Annotated in this window: 20 protein-coding genes and 1 tRNA gene; 11 read left to right on the top strand and 10 right to left on the bottom strand. The window is 63.6% G+C overall.

Going from position 1 to position 19,210, the window contains the following annotated elements; translation table 11 throughout:
- Positions 1 to 101: 101 nt before the first annotated feature.
- Entirely contained in the window at positions 102 to 1,436 is a 1,335-nt protein-coding gene (locus tag NKI70_RS00190; protein WP_352571607.1) for a DUF3422 family protein, read from the bottom strand.
- A 313-nt stretch (positions 1,437 to 1,749) separates the two neighbouring features.
- Here NKI70_RS00190 and NKI70_RS00185 point away from each other — a divergent pair, with 313 nt between their 5' ends.
- The 3 genes from NKI70_RS00185 to NKI70_RS00175 are packed head-to-tail and all read left to right on the top strand — an operon-like array spanning position 1,750 to position 4,555.
- Entirely contained in the window at positions 1,750 to 2,553 is an 804-nt protein-coding gene (locus NKI70_RS00185; RefSeq protein WP_352571608.1) for a FadR/GntR family transcriptional regulator, read from the top strand.
- 56 nt (positions 2,554 to 2,609) lie between these two features.
- A complete protein-coding gene (locus tag NKI70_RS00180) occupies positions 2,610 to 3,746 on the top strand; it encodes an alpha-hydroxy acid oxidase (RefSeq protein ID WP_352571609.1) in 1,137 nt (378 codons plus the stop codon).
- A gap of 38 nt (positions 3,747 to 3,784) precedes the next feature.
- Positions 3,785 to 4,555, top strand: a complete 771-nt coding sequence (locus tag NKI70_RS00175; protein WP_352624704.1) for a metallophosphoesterase — start codon at positions 3,785 to 3,787, stop codon at positions 4,553 to 4,555.
- Positions 4,556 to 4,583: 28 nt separating this feature from the next.
- Here NKI70_RS00175 and NKI70_RS00170 read toward each other — a convergent pair whose 3' ends face one another.
- Positions 4,584 to 4,715 (bottom strand): hypothetical protein, encoded by a 132-nt coding sequence (locus NKI70_RS00170; RefSeq protein WP_280952144.1) that lies wholly within the window; start codon positions 4,713 to 4,715, stop codon positions 4,584 to 4,586.
- A 296-nt stretch (positions 4,716 to 5,011) separates the two neighbouring features.
- Positions 5,012 to 5,710, bottom strand: coding sequence for a type 1 glutamine amidotransferase (locus NKI70_RS00165; protein ID WP_023680463.1), 699 nt, complete (start codon positions 5,708 to 5,710; stop codon positions 5,012 to 5,014).
- A 74-nt stretch (positions 5,711 to 5,784) separates the two neighbouring features.
- On the opposite strand from NKI70_RS00165, the gene NKI70_RS00160 reads away from it, so the two are divergent.
- The 4 genes from NKI70_RS00160 to NKI70_RS00145 all read left to right on the top strand — a co-directional run bounded on the left by NKI70_RS00160 (position 5,785) and on the right by NKI70_RS00145 (position 9,920).
- A complete protein-coding gene (locus tag NKI70_RS00160) occupies positions 5,785 to 6,432 on the top strand; it encodes a hypothetical protein (RefSeq protein WP_023680464.1) in 648 nt (215 codons plus the stop codon).
- Between the two features lie 32 nt (positions 6,433 to 6,464).
- Positions 6,465 to 7,199: a 16S rRNA (uracil(1498)-N(3))-methyltransferase gene (locus tag NKI70_RS00155; protein WP_023680465.1), complete on the top strand. Its 735-nt coding sequence runs from the start codon at positions 6,465 to 6,467 to the stop codon at positions 7,197 to 7,199.
- A gap of 186 nt (positions 7,200 to 7,385) precedes the next feature.
- Positions 7,386 to 8,759, top strand: a complete 1,374-nt coding sequence (locus tag NKI70_RS00150) for a glutamate--cysteine ligase (protein WP_023680466.1) — start codon at positions 7,386 to 7,388, stop codon at positions 8,757 to 8,759.
- 102 nt (positions 8,760 to 8,861) lie between these two features.
- Positions 8,862 to 9,920: a DUF937 domain-containing protein gene (locus tag NKI70_RS00145; protein WP_352571612.1), complete on the top strand. Its 1,059-nt coding sequence runs from the start codon at positions 8,862 to 8,864 to the stop codon at positions 9,918 to 9,920.
- A 175-nt stretch (positions 9,921 to 10,095) separates the two neighbouring features.
- Here NKI70_RS00145 and NKI70_RS00140 read toward each other — a convergent pair whose 3' ends face one another.
- A complete protein-coding gene (locus tag NKI70_RS00140; RefSeq protein ID WP_352571613.1) occupies positions 10,096 to 10,386 on the bottom strand; it encodes a DUF1127 domain-containing protein in 291 nt (96 codons plus the stop codon).
- 178 nt (positions 10,387 to 10,564) lie between these two features.
- Between NKI70_RS00140 and NKI70_RS00135 the strand changes: the two genes are divergently transcribed.
- The 3 genes from NKI70_RS00135 (at position 10,565) to NKI70_RS00125 (ending at position 14,292) form a co-directional block, all read left to right on the top strand.
- Positions 10,565 to 11,521, top strand: a complete 957-nt coding sequence (locus tag NKI70_RS00135) for a LysR substrate-binding domain-containing protein (protein WP_023680469.1) — start codon at positions 10,565 to 10,567, stop codon at positions 11,519 to 11,521.
- A gap of 70 nt (positions 11,522 to 11,591) precedes the next feature.
- Positions 11,592 to 13,157: an exodeoxyribonuclease VII large subunit gene (xseA, locus tag NKI70_RS00130; protein ID WP_352457093.1), complete on the top strand. Its 1,566-nt coding sequence runs from the start codon at positions 11,592 to 11,594 to the stop codon at positions 13,155 to 13,157.
- Positions 13,158 to 13,164: 7 nt separating this feature from the next.
- Complete coding sequence (locus NKI70_RS00125; RefSeq protein ID WP_352698063.1) at positions 13,165 to 14,292, top strand: DmpA family aminopeptidase; 1,128 nt, start codon at positions 13,165 to 13,167, stop codon at positions 14,290 to 14,292.
- A gap of 61 nt (positions 14,293 to 14,353) precedes the next feature.
- On the opposite strand, the gene NKI70_RS00120 is transcribed toward NKI70_RS00125, so the two are convergent.
- The 4 genes from NKI70_RS00120 to NKI70_RS00105 all read right to left on the bottom strand — a co-directional run bounded on the left by NKI70_RS00120 (position 14,354) and on the right by NKI70_RS00105 (position 17,038).
- Positions 14,354 to 14,608 carry a DUF768 domain-containing protein gene (locus tag NKI70_RS00120; protein WP_023677464.1) on the bottom strand — a complete coding sequence of 85 codons (255 nt, stop codon included), beginning with the start codon at positions 14,606 to 14,608 and terminating at the stop codon, positions 14,354 to 14,356.
- Positions 14,609 to 15,118: 510 nt separating this feature from the next.
- The gene (locus NKI70_RS00115) at positions 15,119 to 15,463 is read right to left on the bottom strand and encodes an Atu4866 domain-containing protein (RefSeq protein WP_352577548.1); all 345 of its coding nucleotides are present in this window, start codon (positions 15,461 to 15,463) and stop codon (positions 15,119 to 15,121) included.
- Positions 15,463 to 16,191, bottom strand: coding sequence for an SDR family oxidoreductase (locus NKI70_RS00110; protein ID WP_352698065.1), 729 nt, complete (start codon positions 16,189 to 16,191; stop codon positions 15,463 to 15,465). Before NKI70_RS00110 ends, NKI70_RS00115 begins: the two co-directional genes overlap by 1 nt.
- 94 nt (positions 16,192 to 16,285) lie before the next feature.
- On the bottom strand, positions 16,286 to 17,038 hold the full coding sequence (locus NKI70_RS00105; RefSeq protein WP_352634648.1) for an SDR family NAD(P)-dependent oxidoreductase: 753 nt from the start codon (positions 17,036 to 17,038) through the stop codon (positions 16,286 to 16,288).
- 125 nt (positions 17,039 to 17,163) lie between these two features.
- Here NKI70_RS00105 and NKI70_RS00100 point away from each other — a divergent pair, with 125 nt between their 5' ends.
- Positions 17,164 to 18,084 carry a LysR family transcriptional regulator gene (locus NKI70_RS00100; RefSeq protein WP_352698067.1) on the top strand — a complete coding sequence of 307 codons (921 nt, stop codon included), beginning with the start codon at positions 17,164 to 17,166 and terminating at the stop codon, positions 18,082 to 18,084.
- Positions 18,085 to 18,145: 61 nt separating this feature from the next.
- Here the strand turns inward: NKI70_RS00100 and NKI70_RS00095 are convergent.
- Together NKI70_RS00095 and NKI70_RS00090 are read right to left on the bottom strand one after the other, a co-directional pair.
- Positions 18,146 to 18,222 (bottom strand) — tRNA-His (locus tag NKI70_RS00095).
- A 339-nt stretch (positions 18,223 to 18,561) separates the two neighbouring features.
- Positions 18,562 to 19,020 (bottom strand): phasin, encoded by a 459-nt coding sequence (locus NKI70_RS00090; protein ID WP_254819298.1) that lies wholly within the window; start codon positions 19,018 to 19,020, stop codon positions 18,562 to 18,564.
- Positions 19,021 to 19,210 lie beyond the last annotated feature (190 nt).

Raw genomic sequence — 19,210 nt, 5'->3', positions numbered from 1 at the left:
TACCAGCGACGGTGGTCGCTTGCAAATGCCGCGTTGGCCGGGATGAGAGGCCTATGGCCGAGACTGCCTTCCGCAGCGGCAATCTGCCGCTGCGCCCCACACTACTCGCCCGGCTGCTTGCCTGGTTCGGAGTGCATGCGGCGGACGCGGCGCACGCCCCACCAGACGAGCACGATGGCGAGCGGCACCGAGGCGGCGGTGACCATTTCCGGCGCGAAGGCATGGCCGAAGATCGAGGCGCCCTTGGCGACGTAGCCGATGAGGCCGACGACATAGTAGGAGACGGCGGCGACCGAGAGCCCCTCCACCGTCTGCTGCAGCCGCAATTGCAGGCGGGCGCGATTGTTCATCGATGCCAAAAGATCGCGGTTCTGCTTCTCGACCTCGACGTCGACCCAGGTGCGCAGCAGTGTGGTGGCACGGGTGAGCTTCGTCGACAGGTTGGCCTGACGCTCCTCGACCGAACGGCAGGTACGCATCGCCGGCGCCACGCGGCGCTGCAGAAAACCGCCCCAGGTGTCGTAGCCGGGCACCGCCTCTTCGTCGAGCGCCTCCAGCCGTTCGCGCACGATGCCGTCATAGGCGCGGCTGGCGCCGAAGCGGTAGAGGCTGGAGGCGGCATCGGCCTCCAACTCGGCGGCCAGTTCGGTCAAGTCGGCAAGTAGCGTCTGGCTGTCGCGGGTCTCGGCGACCTTCATTTCCAACGTGGTCTGGGCCAGCCTGTCTTCGATGCGGCGGGCGCGACCGGACAGCGTCAGGGCCAGCGGCAGCCCAAGCATGGCCAGCGTGCGGTAGGTCTCGATGTCGATCAGCCGCTGCGACAGTGCCCCGGTGCGCGCCGGGGTCAGGCCGCGGTCGAGCACCAGCATGCGGGTCAAGCCGTCGCCATCCTGACGGAAATCGGTGACGATGGCCGCGTTGCCGCGCTCGACCAGCGAATAGCACAGGCTGGTCGGGTCGAAGCCGGCGATCAGTTTTTCGTTCGCCGGCGTCCATTTGCGGATCTCCAGCCTGATGCCGGAAATCACCGTGCCCGGCGGCGAAAACCCGTTGCCGAAGGGTGTGTCTTCTTGCCCCCTGCCGTTTTCGGCGAGCGGGCCTTCCCAGAGATAGGTCGAGAATTCCGTGTGGCGTTCCCAACGCAGCGAGCCCTTGCCCCATTTCATCGCGTGGTGGCGGGCGTGAGGGTCGGGCGCGGCGATGCCGAGGCGTCGCGACAATTCGGAAAGCACGGCCTGATCGATCCCGGATCCAGCTTCGGTCATGAAGGAAAGCTGCACCAGCACGCGCGGTTTTTCGACCAGCGGCTGCGGCCGGGCGTGGACCTCGCCGAGCGCGCCCGGCCGACCTTCATGCGCCGGAAAGCCCATGACGGTGCCGCCCACGGCTTTGGCGCGCAGCTGGAATTCGAGGTTGGAAGGGTCGGCGTCTGGCACGGCTGGTCCCCCGGGCTTCTGTGAGCCCTTTGGCAATGATGTCCCTCTAGAGCGGTCCATCGTTTCACGGAAACGGCGAACCGCTCTATCTCTTTGATTCTGCGCAATTCCGGACGGAAAACCGTTTCACACTTTTCCTGGTTGCTCTAGAGGCAATCTCCAGAGGGCGCAAACAGCCAGTTTAGCTCAAGCTGATATGAAGCCGCGGCTGTGAAACGGACCCGGCCCCGGCGAATTGGATAAATAATTTGACCAGTTGGCGACGCTGGCTTTATCTTGCGCGCGACATCGGTTCAACCCCCAGGCATCCCGTTTGAGCGACATTTTCTCCCGGATCGAGCATTCGCGCACCGCCGACGAGGTGGTGCAGCAGATCGAGAGCCTGATCCTCGAAGGCGTCCTGCGCACCGGCGACCGGCTGCCGGGCGAGCGCGAACTGGCGCGCCAGTTCGAGGTGTCGCGGCCGATCCTGCGCGATGCCTTGAAAGCCTTGGAAGGGCGCGGGCTGTTGACGACACGGCCAGGCGGCGGCACCCATGTCGCCGATGTCATCGGCCAGCTGTTCACCAAGCCGGTGACCGACCTGATCTCGATGCATCGCAAGGCGGTGACCGACTATCTGGAGTACCGCCGCGAGATCGAGGCGGTGGCGGCGGAATATGCGGCGCGCCGTGCCACATCGGACGATCTGGCGCTGCTCGACCGCATCATGGCACGTATGGACGAGGCGCACCGGACCGGCAATTTCGACGACGAGGCGGAAATCGACGTCGAGTTCCACCACGCGATCTGCGAATGCGCGCACAACATCATCCTGCTGCACACGCTGCGCTCCTGTTATCGGCTGCTGTCGGAAGGCGTGTTCCAGAACCGGCGGCTGGTGTTCAACGTGCCGGGCGCGCGCGAGACGCTGCTTTCGCAGCACCGGGCAATCTACACGGCGGTCAAGGCCGGCGATCCGGCTGCGGCGCGGCAGGCGGCGATGGACCACATCTCCTACGTCGAACGATCGATGGCCGAGGCCGAGCGCAGCGGCGACTGGCAGCGCGTGTCGCGGCTGAGGCTCAGGCAGCGCTCCGAGCCCGGTGGCGGTGAGCCGGCAAGAAAACAGCCGTAGGCACCGCCCAGAAAATTCAACGACGAACCAGCGAAGAACCAGCGGAAAAAAGATCCATGAGCAGCATTCTCACCATCGCCGACCTCAAGGACCTGGCGCGCCGCCGCGTGCCGAAGATGTTCTTCGACTACGCCGATTCCGGCGCCTGGACCGAAAGCACCTACCGGGCCAACGAAGAGGACTTCCAGAAGATCAAGTTCCGCCAGCGCGTGCTGGTCGACATGGACAATCGCTCGCTGGAATCGACCATGATCGGCGAGAAGGTGGCGATGCCGGTGGCGCTGGCGCCGACCGGCATGACCGGCATGCAGCATCCGGACGGCGAGATGCTGGCGGCGCAGGCTGCGGAGGAATTCGGCGTGCCGTTCACGCTGTCGACGATGAGCATCTGCTCGATCGAGGATGTCGCGTCGGTGACCAGGAAGCCATTCTGGTTCCAGCTCTATGTGCTGCGCGACAAGGATTTCGTCTTCGATCTGATCGACCGTGCAAAAGCGGCGAAATGCTCGGCGCTGGTGCTGACGCTCGACCTGCAGATCCTAGGCCAGCGCCACAAGGATATCCGCAACGGGCTTTCGGCGCCGCCGCGGATGACGCCGAAGCACATCTGGCAGATGGCGACCAGGCCGCGCTGGTGCGTCGGCATGGCCGGGACAAAGCGCCGGAGCTTCCGCAACATCGTCGGCCATGCCAAGGGCGTCGGCGACCTCGCCTCGCTGTCGTCGTGGACGAAGGAGCAGTTCGATCCGCACCTGTCGTGGAAGGACGTCGCCTGGATCAAGGAGCGCTGGGGCGGCAAGCTGATCCTGAAAGGCATACTCGACAAGGACGACGCGCTGATGGCGGCCAGGACGGGTGCCGATGCGATTATCGTTTCCAACCATGGCGGCCGCCAGCTCGACGGCGCCTCGTCGTCGATCATGGCGCTCGAAGAGATCGCCGACGCCGTCGGCGACACGATGGAGGTGCATATGGACGGCGGCATCCGCTCCGGCCAGGACGTGCTCAAGGCGCTGTGCCTCGGCGCCAAGGGCACCTATATCGGACGGCCTTTCCTGTACGGCCTCGGCGCGCTCGGCAAGGAAGGGGTTACCAAGGCGCTGGAAATCATCCGCAAGGAGATGGACATAACGCTGGCGCTGTGCGGAAAGCGCCTGGTCACCGACATGGGCAAGGATCAGCTTCGGCGCTAAAGTCCCGTGACGGCATGATCATGGAGGCGACGCAGGCATTGACGGAGCCCGGCATCAGTTTCTACGAGGCGCGCGGACCGCAAGGCATGCGCCTTTACGCGATCGGCGATGTGCACGGCCGGCTCGATTTGCTGACCGCCATGCACCGGCGGATCGAGGCGGAGCTCAGTCAAAGACCGTCGGCCGATTGGCGCGTGATCCATCTCGGCGACTATGTCGACCGGGGCCCGGACTCCAGGGGCGTCATCGATTTCTTGATCGACGCGCAAAGACGCGATCGGCGTCACCTGATGCTGGCCGGAAATCATGATCTCGGCTTCCTCGATTTTCTCGATGTCCCCGATCCGGACGGGCTGTTCATGCGCTATGGCGGCATCCAGACGGCGCTATCCTATGGCGTGTCGCTCGGTGGGGGCAGCGCCTGGTTTGGCCGGGCCGATGCGGCATTGCGGCAAGGCCACGCCGCACTGGTCGAGGCGGTGCCGCAGAACCATGTCGAGTTCCTGCGCTCGCTGCCCTTTTCGGTGACCTTCGGCGACTTCTTCTTCTGCCATGCCGGCATCCGGCCCGGCGTTGCGCTGGAAAGCCAGAGCCGGCAGGACCTGATCTGGATCCGCGAGGTCTTCCACGACCACGCCGGTCTTCATCCCAAGATCGTGGTGCACGGCCATACGCCGGTGCCCAAACCCGAGATCACCGGCAACCGCGTCAACGTCGACACCCTCGCCTGGCAATCGGGAAACCTCACCGCGCTCGTGGTAGACGGCGCTGACAAGCATATCCTGACAGTGACGGGTGAGCGGGCGTAGGTAAGGCGTGGAGTTATGTGCAGAGGGTCTAGCGAAGCGCGGCGGTGACGCCGTAGCCGTCAACGGCATTGTGGTTGTTGGCTGCGTCGGCGGAATAAATGCCGAGGCCGCACAAGACGATGGCCGACAACATGGCAAAGGACAAAAAGGCTGCTTTCACGGACGTCATCTCTTGTTGAGCTTTCTGCATCTATGCACGAGCGGGTTACCAATGCGTTGAAACGCGAAATACGTCGCAAATGTCTGACGGTTTCGCGCTTCTAGGCATGTTCTGTATCGGCGGTGTGTCGCGCGGGTCACAGGAAAGGTTCATCGCGGTTGCACGCAAGATGCAGAGCGGGCGCCTTTTAGGCTGGCGGACAGACACAGGCCAAGGATGAAACGCGTTATCCCCGGCGGATTTGCCGCCGCGTGCCAAATATGCAACGTCGCCAAATACGCTGACTATATGAGCCGTCAGATCGTCGCCACCCAGGCGCGGGCGATGGCCAGGCCGGCGGCATCGGCTTGCGGTCCGTTGCGGGCCATTTCATCGTCGAGCCGGCCCGCCCATTCAGGATGCCGCTCGGCGATCAGCGGTGCGAAGGAGGTGCTCCAGTCGCGCACCATCGGACTGTCGGCCTCGAAATGGAACTGGAAGCCGTAGACGGCGCGGCCGATACGGAACGCCTGGTTCTCGGCGACGGCATTGCCGGCCAGCCGCACGGCAGTCTTAGGCAAGACAAAGGTGTCGTCGTGCCATTCGAAGATCGGGAATTTTGCGGGCAAAGCGGCGAGCACCGGATCGGCCTGCGCCGCCGCGGTGAGCGCGACCTCGTGCCAGCCGAACTCCGACGCGCCGCCGATCTGGTTCTCGCCGCCAAAGGCGCGCGTGACCAACTGGCTGCCGAGGCAGATACCAAGCACCGCGCGATCCCTCTCGGCAAAGTCGCGCGTCAGGTCGAGCAGGCCCGGAAAATAAGGACAGAGCTCGTCGTCCAGCGCATTCTGGGCGCCGCCGAGCACTACCATGGCGTCATGCCCGCCGCTATCTTGCGGCAGCGCGTCGCCGCAGTAGGGACGGCGCAGGTCGATATCGACGCCCGCCTCGACAAGGGCCGCGCCGATCTGGCCAAGGCCCTCATTGTCGAAGTTCTGGACAACCAAGACCCGCATCGAAACCTGCTGACATGAAATTGATGCAACGAGCGATATCATGGCGCCAGCATTGCAGCCAACAGGGAACGCCTATGCCACTGCAAAACCGGGTCGACCCGTTCGGCGCCATCCATGCCGTGCCGGAGCGCGGCCTGTTCATGGGCAATCGCGGCATCATTCACGACCCCGAGACGAGAACGCTGTTGAAGAAGCGCTGGGCGCTGCAAGCCTGGATCATCTGCGTCTGCGAATTCCATAACGTGCGGCGCGAGCCGATGGGGCGCAACCGGGCTGGCGGCAAGGCCGGCTGGACCGAACTGTTTTTCCTCGACGAGGTGACGGCACTTGCCGCCGGGCACCGGCCCTGCTTCTTCTGCCGGCGCGAGCGGGCCAGGGATTTTGTCCGGCGTTTCGGCGACGCCTTCGGCATTGCCGAGCCACGCGCGCCGCAACTCGACAAGCGCCTGCACAAGGAGCGCGTGGCATCGGGCGGGCGGGCGCCGAGACTGGAACCGGAAGCGCTTGCGGACTTGCCGGACGGCACGATGATCTCGTCAGGAAACAGGGCGTACGTCCTGTTTGACGGCGCCGCGCTGCCCTGGAGTTTCGGCGGTTATGGCGAACCGGTGGGGTTCGGCGGTTTTACCGACAGTCCAATCCGCCTGCTCACGCCAGCGACAACTGTTTCGGTGCTGCAGAAAGGCTACGAGCCTGTCTGGCATCCTTCCGCCGAGGCTTGACGCCGAGGGTGACGTTGCCGCATTCCTCGGCGATGCGCGCCAATTACAAGATGCAGCGGCTGTTCGTGCCGGACGGGCTTGGACCGGACATCGAGTTCGACATCGGCCCGCAGCAGAGCCATTATCTCTCGCACGTGCTGCGGCTCGGCGAAGGCGCCGAAATTCTGGTCTTCAACGGCCGCGACGGCGAATGGTCGGCGGCGATCGCGGCAAAATCGAAGAAGGCGTTGCGCCTGAAGTTGCTGGCATTGCAGCGGCCGCAGCCGCCGTTGCCCGATCTCGTCTACTGTTTCGCGCCGCTGAAGCAGGGGCGGCTCGACTACCTCGTGCAAAAGGCGGTCGAGATGGGCGCTGGCATCCTGCAGCCGGTCATCACCCAGCATACGCAGGTGGCAAAGCCCGGCATCGAGCGCCTGCGCGCCAATGTCGTCGAGGCGGCCGAACAATGCGGCATATTGGCGGTGCCGGAGCTGCGCGAAGCGGAAAAATTCGAGCGCCTGCTCAGCAACTGGGACCGTGAGCGGCGGCTGATCTTCTGCGACGAGGATGCATCGACCAACAGTCCCCTGCCGGCATTGCAGGCGGTGCGGGAGAACAAGCTCGGCCTGCTGGTCGGGCCGGAGGGCGGCTTTTCCGACGAGGAGCGCAGGATGCTGAGAGCCCTGCCCTTCGTTACCGCCATTCCGCTTGGGCCGCGCATCCTGCGGGCGGACACGGCGGCCGTAGCGGCACTGGCGCTGATCCAGGCGACAATCGGGGATTGGTGATCAATTCCAGTTACCCTCTGGCTCAGGATTTTTCGCTTGATCGGCTACTGACATTTCGTCCATCTAGCGCCGGCAGTGGCCGCGCGTCCTTTCGGGCGCGCAAAGGACGCTGTAACATATTGATTGGGCACATGATCCTTTCCGAAAATCGAAGCCGGTTTTCGGGGCCATGTGCGGAGGGCTATTATGGCGCGCGATACTACCGATTTCCGGCCGATCGAAGGCGTCGACGAACTCGTCGAGCACCTGGCCGAAGGCAACAAGCCGCGCGACAAATGGCGCATCGGCACCGAGCACGAGAAATTCCCGTTCTATGTTGACGGCAATGCCCCGGTGCCCTACGGCGGCGAGCGCGGCATCCGCGCCATCCTCGAAGGCATGCAGGACAAACTCGGCTGGGACCCGATCATGGATGCCGGCCGCATCATCGGACTGGTCGAGCCGACCGGCCAAGGCGCGATCTCGCTGGAGCCCGGCGGCCAGTTCGAACTGTCCGGCGCGCCGCTGGAGACGATCCACCAGACCTGCCGCGAAGGCAATGCGCATCTGGCGCAGGTGCGCGAGATCGCCGAACCGATGGGCATTCGTTTTCTCGGCCTTGGCGGCAGCCCGAAATGGTCGCTGGCCGAGACGCCGAAGATGCCGAAATCGCGCTACGAGATCATGACCCGCTACATGCCCAAGGTCGGCACCAAAGGTCTCGACATGATGTACCGGACCTGCACGATCCAGGTGAACCTCGACTTCGAAAGCGAAGCCGACATGCGCCGCAAGATGCAAGTGTCGCTGAAATTGCAGCCGCTGTCGACGGCGCTGTTTGCCAACTCGCCCTTCACCGAAAGCCGGCCGAACGGCTTGCAGAGCTGGCGCGGCGAGATCTGGCGCGACACCGACAATCAGCGCTCCGGCCTGCTCGAATTCTGCTTCTCGCCCGATTTCGGCTTTGCCGATTATGTCGAATGGGCGCTCGACGTGCCGATGTATTTCGTCATCCGCGACGGCCAGTACCATGACATGACGCACATCACCTTCCGCCAGTTCATGGCGGGCGCCGCCCGCAACGAACTGCCGGACGGGCTCCCGACGATGGGCGACTGGGCGAACCATCTGTCGACGCTGTTCCCGGACGTGCGGTTGAAGCGCTTTCTCGAAATGCGCGGCGCCGATGGCGGGCCGTGGCGGCGCATCTGCGCGCTGCCGGCCTTCTGGGTCGGGCTGCTCTATGATGCGGCTGCGCTCGACGCGGCCGAGGCGCTGACCTCGAGCTGGAGTTATGACGAGGTGCTGGCGATGCGCAACGCGGTGCCCGAACAGGGCATTTCGGCGCCCTTCCGCAACACGACACTGCGCGAGATAGCCCGCGACGTGCTCGTCATCTCGCGCATGGGACTGAAGAACCGCGGCCGCAAGAACCGCGACGGCTATGACGAGACCTCGTTCCTCAACACGCTGGACGAGGTCGTCGCGCGTGGCACCACCAGCGCCGAAGAGATGCTCTCGGCCTACCACACACGCTGGGGCGGCTCGATCGAGCCGGTGTTCATGGAATACGCGTATTAACGCTTCGCTATCCGCTTGGCCGATGGTCCGGCAAATTCGCTTCAATCAGTGATGGAAACGAATTAGGCTTCTCCAACGAGGATTTTCCCGGAGGAGAAAACAATGCCTTCCTTGTTCGATATTCTGGCACAGGCCCAGAACGGCAACGGCATGCAGGCGCTGGCCCAGCAGTTCGGGCTTTCGCAGCAGCAGACGCAGGCGGCGGTCGCGGCGCTGCTGCCGGCCTTTTCGCAGGGGCTGAAGCGCAACACGGCGGACCCTTATGGGCTCGGCTCCTTCATGACGGCGATGGCCAGCGGCCAGCACGCCAAATATTTCGAGGATGCAAGCCGGGCCTTCTCGCCGCAGGGCCTCGATGAAGGCAAGGGCATTCTCGGCCATTTGTTCGGCTCGAAGGACCTGTCGCGGGCCGTCGCCAGCCAGGCCGCGCAGGCGAGCGGCGTCAGCCAGCAGGTCCTGCAGCAGATGCTGCCGGCAATCGCCTCGATGATGATGGGCGGGCTATTCAAGCAGACCACCGACCAGCTAGGCGGGCAGATGCATGCGGCAGGCGGTGGCGGCAATCCGCTTGGCGAGCTCATCGAGCAGATGATGCGGCAGGCTGGCGGCGGCAGCCAGGCACCGACCCCTCAGCCTGCAGGCCCCACGGATAACCCGCTCGGCAAGGTGCTGCAGGATATGTTCGGCGGGCAGCAGCCGCAACAGACGCAGAGCCCTTACGGCGACAACCCGCTGGGCAAGGTGTTGCAGGACATGTTCGGCGGCGGGCAGCAGCCACAAAGCCAGCCGCAGCAGACACAGAACCCTTATGGTGACAATCCGCTCGGCAAGGTGCTGCAGGATATGTTCGGCGGCGGTGCACCACAGCCACAGCAGCCGCAGAACCAACCCCAGCAGACACAGAACCCTTATGGTGACAATCCGCTCGGCAAGGTGCTGCAGGACATGTTCGGCGGTGGCGCACAACAGTCTCAGCCGCGTCAGGCGCCGCAGCAACCCCAGGCGCCGCAGCCGCAGGCCAATCCGAGCGGCAGGCCGAGAAATCCGTTTGACGACCTGTTCGGCAAGATGTTCGAGACAGGCGCCCAGCAGCGCGACGACTACCAGAAAGGCATGGAGTCGATCTTCGACCAGTTCAAGCAGGGCATGGGCCGGCGGTAGACCAGACACCGGCAATCAATCATCAGTGCCGCCCAAAAAAGAAAGCCCGGTCCTGGGAGGACCGGGCAGCGCGCAGGCTGGCCGGGGGGATCCGGCAGGGAGTGGGGAGCCTGCGTAACTTAGTGGCGTCGTGCCTCAAAAAGGTTCAACGCGCCCGAACGGCGAAACCACGCGATCACACCACCTTGCGGGCAATATCCTCGATCGTTTCGGCGCGCTCGACCGCGATGACGCGAAGCCTTTCTGTCGGATCGCGGCCAAAGGGTACACCGACAGCGACGTGCAGGTCGGCGCGGGTCAGGCCGATGTCGGCGAGCTCGGCATCCGACATCTCGCCGAGGCGATAAAAGGCGCGGCGGTTTCTCCAGGCGCGGTAAACATTGGCAGCGGCATTGGCCACGCGCGTCGCAACGGCCGGACGCGAGGTGATGCGCGAGGTCTCGGTAGCGAAATCAAACGTAGCCATGTCGGTCTCCTTCACATTCGAACGGGCGAAACCGGTCGATCGGGCGCTGGCGACAGCGGCCGTTCCGGCTTCGATTCACATGCCTTCATGTGGACAATCGGAATTTGCCATGGCCCGATTGATTAATCCAACGAATGTTTCTAATCTTTAGCATCAGCATCAATGATGGATTAGGCCAATGAAAGCGCCGCTCGATCTCGATCAGTTGCAGACCTTCATCTCGATTGTCGACACCGGCAGCTTTACCCGCGCGGCGGAAGCGGTGCATCGCACCCAGTCTGCGGTGTCGATGCAGATGCGGCGGCTGGAGGAACGGATCGGCAAGCCGCTGTTCGAAAAAGACGGCCGCACCAACAGGCTGACCGAGGAAGGCGACAGACTGCTCTCCTACGCAAGGCGGCTGCTCTATCTCAACAAGGAAACACTGGCCGCCTTCGACGACCGCCGGCTCGAAGGCACCATCCGCATCGGCACGCCGGACGATTATGCCGATCGCTTCCTGCCAGAGATCATGGCGCGGTTTGCCCGTTCCAACCCGCATGTCGAACTGACCGTTATCTGCGAACCGACGCCGGGACTGGTCGAACACATCAAGCGCGGCAATCTCGACCTGGCGCTGGTGACGCACAACGACGCGCGCGGCCAGTCGGAAGTGGTGCGGCGCGAACCGCTGCTGTGGGTTACCTCGGCCAACCATGCGACGCATGAGCAGCCGATCCTGCCGATGGCCTTCGGCCGGCCGAACTGCATCTGGCGGCGGGCCGCCGCCGACGTGCTCGATCAGCAGAGCCGCGACTATCGCATCCTGTTCACCAGCTTCTCTGCCACCGTCATCGCCGCCGCGGTGCTTTCCGGTCTGGCGATCTCGGTGCTGCCGGAATGCGCGCTGCGGCCCGGCATGCGGGTGCTGGGCGAGGCCGACGGTTTCGGCGCCCTGCCCGATTGCCGCATCGGTATCATGCGCGGTCAGACCTCGCGGCCGGAGATCGTCGACGCGCTTGCGCGCCACATTTCGGAGAGCCTCGACAATATTTCCGTGCCACTCGGCGAGGAGACCGGCACGTTCGATTTCGCCGCCCTCGCCTTCGCCAAGATGAAGCGGACCAAGCCGAACCAGATCCTGCCGGGCTGGTGATCGCGCGTTTGGGGCGGACATCGAACACGGCCGCCTTGACGCCGGCCAGCAATCGTCCCCCAATCGGCCGATGAGCGACGCAGCATCCGAATCACGCACCAACGCCACCGAATATACGGTGAGCGAGATTTCCGGCGCGCTGAAGCGTACGGTCGAGGACGTCTTCGGCAATGTACGGGTGCGCGGCGAGATTTCCGGCTATCGCGGACCGCATTCCTCCGGCCATGCCTATTTCTGCCTGAAGGACGATCGCGCGCGGCTCGACGCCGTGGTGTGGAAGACCACGATGAGCCGGCTGAAATTCCGTCCAGAGGAAGGCATGGAGGTGATCGCCACCGGCCGGCTCACCACCTATCCCGGAAAGTCGAACTACCAGATCGTTATCGACAATCTCGAGCCGGCCGGTGCCGGTGCGCTGATGGCGCTGCTGGACGAGCGCAAGCGCCGGCTGCAGGCCGAAGGCCTGTTCGACGCGGCGCGCAAGCGCAGGCTGCCGTTCATGCCGTGCGTCATCGGCGTCGTCACCTCGCCGACAGGCGCCGTCATCCGCGACATCATCCACCGCATCAAGGACCGGTTTCCGCTGCACGTGCTGGTCTGGCCGGTGCGGGTGCAGGGCGAGACGGCGGGTGCGGAAGTGACCGCTGCCGTCAACGGCTTCAACGCACTGCCATGGGACGGCGCCATCGCGCGGCCCGATCTGTTGATCGTGGCGCGCGGCGGCGGCAGCCTGGAGGATCTGTGGGGGTTCAACGACGAAGCGCTTGCCCGGGCCGTCGCCGCTTCGGGCATTCCGGTGATTTCCGCGGTCGGCCACGAGACCGACTGGACATTGATCGATCTGGCGGCGGATGTGCGGGCGCCGACGCCGACAGGCGCCGCCGAGATCGCCGTGCCGGTCAAGGTCGACCTCGAAGCGACGCTTGCCGGCCTTGGCGCGCGGTTGAAGACCGCACTGTCGCGCAATTTCGAACGCAAGCGGCAGGCGGCACGCGCGGCCGCCCGTGCGCTGCCCTCGCCCGACCAGTTGCTGGCGCTGCCGCGGCGGCGCTTCGACGAGGCGACGAGCCGGCTCGGCCGGGCGCTGTCGGTCAGCGTCGAGCGCAAGCGAGCCAGGCTTCTGGGGCAGCGGCTGACGCCGGCGACTTTGTCGCGGCGCATGAACGAAGCCCGCACTCTGACCCGCCGCGACCTCGCCCGTGCGCAAGCGGCTTTCTTCGCCATCGTGCGCGAGCGTCGGGCGCGGTTTTCGCGCACGGCGACCAGACTGTCACCGGCGCCGATCGCAAGACGGCAGAAACTGCAAGGCGATGCCCTGCTGGCACTGACGCGGCGGCAGGACCAGGCGATTTCGCGGCGGCTGGACCGTCTGCGTGGAAAACTGACGCAGGCCGACCGGCTGCTGGCGACGCTCTCGCACAAGGCCGTGCTGGCGCGAGGCTTCGCGCTGGTCAAGGATGCGGACGGCGCGGTGGTCAAGCACGCGGCAGAAGTTGTGTCGGGGATGGCGCTTTCGCTGGAGTTCGCCGACGGCACCGCCGATGCAGTCGCCATCAGTGGCACGGCGCGGCCGAAGACGGTTGCCAAGCCCGCGGCCAAGCTCAAGGCGCCGGGCGGCCAAGGTTCGCTTTTCTGAGGAAAAAATGACCGACCCGCATCTTGCGACGCCCTCGGGCAAACTGCGCGCCCGCGCCTTCGCGATCCCATTCGATGGCACGCCAGGCCGCTTCAATGCCATCACCGATGTGCCCGGCGTGACGGTCGGCTATACCACGCTGATCTCAGGGGATGGGCCGCTCGTCGTCGGCAAGGGTCCGGTACGCACCGGCGTGACCGCGATCCTGCCACGGCCCAGAGACGAGTTGGCCGTCCCGGCGTTTGCCGGGATGTTCAGCGCCAATGGCAATGGCGAACTGACCGGCTCGCATCTGATAGAGGAGCTCGGAGCGTTCAATCTTCCCATCACCATCACCAACACGCATTCCTGCGGCGTCAGCCGCGACGCAACGCTGCGCTGGATGCAGACGGTGCTGCCGCAATCGCTCGACAGCGCCTGGGCGCTGCCGGTGGCGGGCGAGACTTACGACGGCTTCCTGAACGATATCAACGGCCACCATGTGAGCTTCGAGCACGTGTTTTCCGCGCTCGAAACGGCTGATAGCGGGCCGATCGAAGAGGGCAGCGTCGGCGGCGGCACAGGCATGATCACCTTCGGCTTCAAGGCAGGGTCCGGCACATCCTCGCGCAGCGTCGACTGGAATGGAAAGCGTTTAACGATCGGCTGCTTCGTCCAGTCGAATTTCGGTGCACGGCGAAACCTCGTGATCCGTGGCATCAGAGCCGGAGCGGAACTCGCCGATCCGGCGGCCCGGGACAACACGCCGCGAGCGGAGAAGAGCTCGATCATCGCGATCGTCGCCACCGATGCGCCATTCATGCCGCATCAGTTGAAACGGCTGGCGAAACGCGTGCCGCTCGGCGTGGCGCTAACCGGCGGCTATGGATACAATTCGTCCGGCGATATCTTTCTGGCCTTCAGCACGGCCAATCCCGACGCGGCGCGCGGCGCGGCCGGCAAGCTGGTCAGCGCCGGCTACATACCGGATGCCGATATCAACCCGTTCTTCGACGCCGTCGTTCAGAGCGTGGAGGAAGCAATCCTCAACGCGCTGGTCGCCAATGAAGACATGACCGGGCGCGACGGCAATTTCGTGCCGGCGTTGCCGAAAACATGGCTTAAGGAGAGATTTGGCAGAGCTGCGCGGCGATAAGACCGCGCAACTGCATCAGACAGGCAATGTTCGCCCGGCAGGTTTTGCCGGAGGCGGTCCGTCAGCCGGCAGGCTTGTTGGAATTCCGCTCGTCCTGGTCGGCCTCGGCCGCCTCTTCGAGCCTCGAAGCAATGAGCTCCTGAATGTCGCCGACCTCTTCCTGGATATCCTCCAGGGGTATGCCGGCCTCGGCAGCCTTGGCCGCACATTCCCTGGCGAGGGTCTCGGCCTGCTTCTCGATTCTGGCTGGCGAGGGCTGGCAGTGGACTTTTTCGCCAATCCACCCGCGCAAGAACTCGATCGCGTGTTCACTCATACTGCTGTTTCCCTAGCGGCTATGCCGGTTGGTAATCATAAACGTCGGCATCTTCGAAAAGATGCGTGCTGCCATTCGAGCCGAGTCGGCTTCGCCCGGCAAGCCGAACTTGTCCGAGGTCCACAGAGCTGAAGGGAATGGAGGGTTCAAGGAGCACGTTCTAGTTCTTGAGGACTGATTCTCTCGACGAAACTCGTTCGACCCGCGCTATTGTTTCTATTTGCTTTTTTTCGATTTTCAAGCCGTTTTAGATCACAATAGATGTCACAACGACTAGCACATTTACCGCGCTCTCGCCGGCACCATGTAAGAGGCGAGCCGTCAAAGCCGCCGCTATATAGTGACAACCATTTGCAATGTCGACTCTGCTCGCGATCCTGCTTCTTTCCGCCGCGCTTGCGTGAAGATATGTGGTGTGACGGGCCTTGCAGTGCAAGCTGCCGAGCGTCTCATGCAAGGCATGCAATAGCGTCTTGTGGAATCCTGAAGTGCTTGTCTCAGGGTGGCTCTCTACCGCCGGCGGTAAAGGATCATGCCGGCATGATAGAGGACGCCTTCGACGAACTCACCATCCGCGGTGAAGCCCGTATCGTCCCAGTATTCTATGTGGTTGCCGTGCACTTCATAGCGTCCCCGGTAGGCGCTTTCGCGGTCACCGCGCGCTTCGTCATAACGGCCGTTCGGCAGGAGTTCGTGCCTGATATGGCGATCCTCGGTGACCCACATTCCGACATAGGGATGATCTTGGTGCGTCATTGGTTCTTCCGCGAGGATTGGAGTTGAAGGAAGGGTCAGGCCGGTTGGAGCTACAGCAACGGCAATACGCGTAAGCACTGCGGCCAAAGTGGATCGCATCAATGCGCCGCCTTCGTCGGACGCACGACGATCTCGTTGACGTCGACATCGTCGGGCTGTTCGATTGCGTAGCGCACTGCCCTGGCGATGGCATCGGGTTGCAGGGCAATAGCACGCCAGGTTTTCATGGCGGCGGCAGCGGCTTCGTCGGAGATCGTGTTCGCCAGCTCGCTTTCCACCACGCCAGGATGAATGCAGGTTACGCGGATATCGTCACTCTCCTGGCGGAGCCCATCGGCAATCGCGCGGACAGCGTATTTCGTTGCGCAATAGACGGCGGCCGTGGGCGAGACGGCCAGTGCGCCGATGGAACCGATATTGATGATGTGACCGGAGCCGCGTGCCGTCATCTCGGGCAGAACCGCCGCGACGCCGTACAGAACACCCTTGATGTTGACGTCCACCATCAGCTCCCACTCGTCGACCTTCATGGCTGCCATGGCTGACAGCGGCATGACGCCGGCATTGTTGACGATGACATCGACCTGGCCCCATTCGGCCCGGGCTGCGTCGGCGAATGCTGCGACATCCGCCCTCCTGGTGACGTCGAGCGCTCGCACGCGAACCGTTCCACCAGCTGCCTCGATTTCGGCCGCAAGCGCTTCAAGGCGGTCGGTGCGGCGTGCGCCGAGCATCAGCTTCGCACCTGCCGCGCCAAGCTCGCGGGCAATGCCAGCGCCGATGCCGCTGGAGGCACCGGTGATCAGAACAACTCTGTTCATCGTCATCGAGATGATCCTTTTGGTTCTATGATTATTTTCACGATGTGAAGGGATTGGGTGCGGGTGAGCTCCCGCGGCGCGCCGGCCCTATTTGGGGGGCTCACTGGGCGGTGTAGCCGCCATCGACCAGAAGCAAGGCCCCGGTGATGAAGCTGGATGCCGGCGAGGCAAGAAAGGCGATGGCCTCGGCAACTTCTTGCGGCTGGCCGATCCGGCCGATTGGATGCGCGCCGCCGAAGCTGCGCAGCATCTCCCGGCCATTCTCCACCACGCCTTCCATGATGTCGGTTTCGATCACGCCAGGGGCAACGGCGTTGCAGCGAATGCCCATGCGCCCGTATTCGATCGCGATCACCTTGGTCAGCTGTGCGACAGCCGCCTTGGAGGAGGCATAGGCCGCCTGCGTCTCGAAGGCCGCGACGGCCGAGATCGACGAGACATTGACGATCGCGCCGCTACCGCCGGCGGCCATCAATTCCACTGCGGCACGGGCAGTGACGAAGCTGCCGCGCGCGTTGATCTGCAGGATGCGGTCATAGTCGTCGACCGAGGTCTCAGTCAGTCGTTTGTTGAGCGTGCGACCGGCATTGTTCACGACGATGTCGAGTCGACCGAAGCGCTTCGCGGCGAGTTCGACCGAGCGTCTGGCCAGATCCTCGTCGGCGACATCGCCGACCAGGGTCGCCACATCCTCGGCTTCCAATTCGCGTACGCTGTCGCTGAGATCGCTTGCCACGATCCGGGCGCCCCGCGCCCGCAGCAGTTCCGCCGCGCAGCGGCCGATGCCGCGTGCCGCGCCGGTCACGAGGGCGACTTTTCCATCCAGGTCCCAGGAGGAAGGGAGTGATGTCATGGGATATCTCCTTGTTGGTCGGCTTCGGCTTGGATCAGGAGGATCAAGCCTTCTTGCCGTTGCGACAGAGATAGAGCCATGGCATTGTCGCGATAACCCGCCTGCCGTTAACCTCGATGGTAAGTTTGACTAACCAATGGGACATCGATCTCAATGCAATTGCCGTCTTCGTCGCCGTGGCCGAGGAACGCAATTTTCGCGCTGCGGCAGACCGGTTGGGCGTGACGCGCTCAGCGGTCAGCCAGAGCATCCTCAGGCTTGAACAGCGCCTTGGCATCGCATTGCTGCAGCGCACGACACGCAGCGTCAACCTGACCGAAGCGGGCGAGCGCCTGCTGGCGAGCGTCGCACCGGCGATCGCCGACGTGAACGCGGCAATCGAAGCCACCACGGAGTTTCTGGACCGCCCGCGCGGCCGCCTGCGGATCGTGGTTTCGTCGATCGCAGAGGCCTTTCTGTCAGGACCGTTGCTGGCGTCCTTTGCAGAAAGGTTTCCCGAGGTGCATCTGGATATTGTGGTCACCGACGAGGAATTCGACATCGTTGCCGAAGGCTATGATGCGGGAGTGAGGCTCGGCGAAGTGATCGAGCAGGACATGATTGCCGTGCCGGTATCGGGCGATCAGCGACAGATGGCCGTCTGCGCCCCGCGCTATCTCGAAAAGTTCGGAGCACCCGCCCATCCGCGCGAGCTTGTGGCTCATCGATGTATCGGCTGGCGGCCGGCGCCGGGAGTTTCGCCCTATCGGTGGGAGTTCGGCGAGGACGGGCGCGAGTTCGACGTGGCGGTTGCGCCCGAGATCACAACCAACGACATGTGGCTGATGATCCGGCTGGCCGTTGCAGGCGCCGGAATCACGTTCGGCATGGCCGATACATTCCGCCCCTGGCTCGACCGCGGCGAGCTCGTGCCAATCCTCGACGGCTATTTTCCGCCGTTTGCGGGTTTCTATCTCTATTTCCCAAGCCGACGGAATATCGCGCCGAAGCTGAGAGCCCTCGTGGATCACCTGCGCGGCGCGCGTCAGGCGCGGGACCGTGGGTGAGCGCTACGGGATCGTAGTGAACGCTCGGCGCTATTGGTCAGAAACCTGGCTGAAAGCTGAATGGTACCGTTGGCTGGGATCGAACCAGCGACCTCCGGATCCACAATCCGGCGCTCTAACCATCTGAGCTACAACGGCACGTTTGCCTGAGCGGGATCGAGATGAAACGTTCGGGACCCGCTCTGTCGTTCGGCGATGCGTCCATACGGGCTATCGGAGTTTAATTCAAGGCTTTTGGCAAGGCAAAAGCTCGCTCCGGCATCGCGTCATTTTCCGCCGGACAAAAGAAAAGGCCGGCGGGAGGAGGTGCCGGCCTTTTCCTGTTACGAGCCAGCGGGAGGAGGTGCTGGCTGGTCACCCCGGTGAGCAGAGGGAGGAGGTTCCACCCGCCGGGTATTCACTTAAACCACTATATCGCACATCTATTTGTCTGACGAAATGCGACCTTTTGATGCATCGTCAAACTGTGCGCAAATATTAGGCGATCTTGATTTCTTTCACGGCCTTCTCGAAGGCGGTCTTGATCGGCTTGGATACGTCCTCGGCCGCCTTGGCAGCAACCGCCTGGAAGTCCTTAGCCTGCTCGACGGTCATTTCGACGCGCTTGCGCAGGAAAGCGGTCTGCAACTCGACGACTTCCGACAGCGACTTGGCGCCGATCAGCGCTTCGAAATGCGAGAAGCCGGCTTCGGCATTAGCGCGCAGGGCGGCGATGGTCTTGAGCGACAGGTCGCTGGAAACGGACTTGGCGGTCTCGTAGGTCGACTCCAGAGCCTTCTGGGTCTCCTCGGCGCCGGTCTTCAGCTTGGCATAGGCCTCTTTCGACTGCTCAACGCCCTTTTCGGCGAAGGCACGGATCTGGTCGGTGGCCTTCGAAGCGTCGAAGCTCGGGAATTCAACGTTTTCGATCGTTTCAGCGGTCTTGGTCCTGGACATTTTCCATCCTTTTCAGCGGCAGCGGCTTTGACAAAATGCCGTCTCGTTCATCTATCATGGCAATATAAAGGCAAATTTTGTGCATTGCAACATGTTTGTTGCATCGCACCATAAAATATTTGGTTCGCGGCGTTAACCACGCGCCTAGAGATTCCGCTGGTTGCACGCTATGACTTGTGGACCTTCGCGC

It is taken from the genome of Mesorhizobium sp. M0500 (genome assembly GCF_040321165.1).
Lineage (GTDB): Bacteria > Pseudomonadota > Alphaproteobacteria > Rhizobiales > Rhizobiaceae > Mesorhizobium.
The sequence above is the reverse complement of the archived record's forward strand: the minus strand, read 5'-3'. Positions and strand labels throughout refer to the sequence as shown.